The 2,305-nt window shown below is 63.8% G+C and carries 1 protein-coding gene and 1 pseudogene; both read left to right on the forward strand.

Annotated features, from left to right (window positions below):
• A partial coding sequence (locus IC66_RS0127495; RefSeq protein ID WP_038949827.1) for a TonB-dependent receptor occupies positions 1-1,892 on the forward strand: 1,892 nt, incomplete at its 5' end.
• A gap of 63 nt (positions 1,893-1,955) precedes the next feature.
• Positions 1,956-2,305 (forward strand): annotated as a pseudogene (locus IC66_RS0127500) (hypothetical protein); the annotation flags it as partial.

Below are 2,305 nucleotides of genomic sequence, written 5' to 3' on the forward strand. Positions count from 1 at the left end.
TCGCCGAGATCATTGCGACGCAAACGCCGGGGGCCCAGATCACGACGTTCTATGGCGGCCAGATCGGCGCCAAGACCAGCGTGGACCTGCGTGGCTTCGGCGCCTTTGCCACTGCCAACACGCTGGTGCTGGTCAACGGCCGGCGGCTGAACGACGTCGACATGGCGCAGGTGGACCTCTCCACCATCCCGCTCAATTCCATCGAGCGCATCGAGGTGACGCGCGGCAATTCCGGCGCGGTGCTCTACGGCGACAACGCGGTCGGCGGTGTGATCAACATCGTCACCAGGAACGGCGTCGGCGGACCGCCCGTGACCGCGCGCATCGAGGCCGGCTTCGGCTCGTTCAACACCAGACTCGGCAACGTTTCGACCTCGCTCAATTCCGGTCCGTGGTCGACCTCGTTCTATGGCAACACGGTCAGGACCGATGGCTATCGCGACAACAATCGTTATTCGCAGCAGAACGGCGTCGGCAATCTCAACTACACCACGCCAGGCCTGACGGCCTTTCTCACCGTCACCGGCGACAATCAGGAGTTGCGACTGCCGGGCGGCCGCACCGTCGATCCCTCGATCGGCCTCAATGAGGTCGCGACCAACCGAAGGGGGACCAGCACGCCGTTCAACTATGCCAACCAGCAGGGTATTGGCGCGACCGCCGGGTTCACCAAGACCCTGGTCAACGGCGTCGATCTCATCGTCGACGGCGGCGTGCGCGACAAGAAGCAGCAGAGTGCGTTCTTTTCCAGCCCGACGCCGGTTCCGGCTTTCTTCTCGTCGACCTATGTCGGTTCCCATCTGACGACATGGTCGATCACGCCGCGGCTCAGCGTGAAGAGCCTGCTGCTCGGCATGCCGTCGCAGCTTCTGACCGGCATCGACTATTACGATGCGAGCTTTGAGCAGAACCGCGGCGCCGGGCAGGGGCTCGCCCCCTGGCACAATTACGACCTCAGGCAGCAGACGGTTGCGGGTTATTTCCAGCACACATTGGGAATCGCCCCCACGACAGACATCTCCTACGGCGCGCGGTTGCAGAACGTCAGTCTTGCGGCACGCGACAATTTCGACCCGGCAGCTCCGTTCAACGCCGACATCGGCGCGTTGCCGCTGACGAGCAACGAGACCCAATATGCGCTGCATCTCGGCGCCGAGCATCGCCTGAACGACCAGGTCTCGCTGTTCGGCCGCGTAGCGCGCGCGTTCCGCACGCCTGATGTCGACGAGCGCCTGTCCTCAGGGCCTTCGTTCGATCCCTTGACCTTCGCTGCGATCCCGCAAACGTTCCAGCTCAAGACCCAGACCTCGCAGGACATCGAGGGCGGTGTTCGCATCAAGGGCGGCGGGTTGCAGCTGCAGAGCAGTCTCTATCTGATGGATCTCACCAACGAGGTCCATTTCAATCCGGTCCTGTTCTACAACACAAATCTTGATCCGACCCGCCGCTACGGCTCTGAGACCAGTCTGTCCTATCGCGTCAACGACGCCCTGCTGCTGCGCTCCGGCGTGGCCTATACAAGTGCGGTCTTCCGCGAAGGTATCTGGGCCGGCAACGACGTGCCGCTGGTCTCGCGCTACACGGCGAGTGCGGGTGTCACCTGGAACATCTGGCAGAATTACGTGGTGCTCGATGCCACCGCGCGCTTCTGGAGCGAGCGTCGCATGGACAACGACCAGGCGGGCACCCAGAAGCCGATCCCCGCCAACGGCACGATCGATCTCAAGCTCAGCGGCCAGGTTGAGCGCTACTTCTGGTCCCTCAGCGTCAACAATGTGCTGAACGCGCTCTACTACGACTACGCCATCGCGAGCACCTTCACGGACGGCCGCTTCAGCGCCTATCCGCTGCCCGGCCGCACCTATCTGCTCAAGGCCGGCGCAACGTTCTGATTTTCGCCAGGGCCGTCACACGCCCTCAAACGGACTAGAATTCGAAGAGAAGGAGATTCAACCATGGCTCTCGGCATCCTGCCGTCTGGTGACGATCGCTCCCGGCTTCACCCGGTCGCGCCGCGCCTTGCGCCGATGTTCTGCTTTGCGCTGCTGACGGCGTCATGCGCGCTCGCAAGCTTTGCGTTCGCGTGCGCCACGCCGTTCGCGGCCTTCGCCGTCATTGCCGCGGCGATGCTGCCGCAGCGTCCGGCGCTGCTCGTCGTCACCGGCGCCTGGCTCGTCAACCAGATCATCGGTTTCGGCGTGCTGCATTATCCCGTTGATGCCAGCACGATTGCCTGGGGCTTCGTCATCGGCGCGGCTGCGCTTCTGGCGACCGCGGCAGCTTCGGCGGTGCTCGGCCTGCTGCC

The organism is Bradyrhizobium genomosp. III (assembly GCF_000261705.1).
GTDB classification, from domain to species: Bacteria; Pseudomonadota; Alphaproteobacteria; order Rhizobiales; family Xanthobacteraceae; genus Bradyrhizobium; species Bradyrhizobium ottawaense.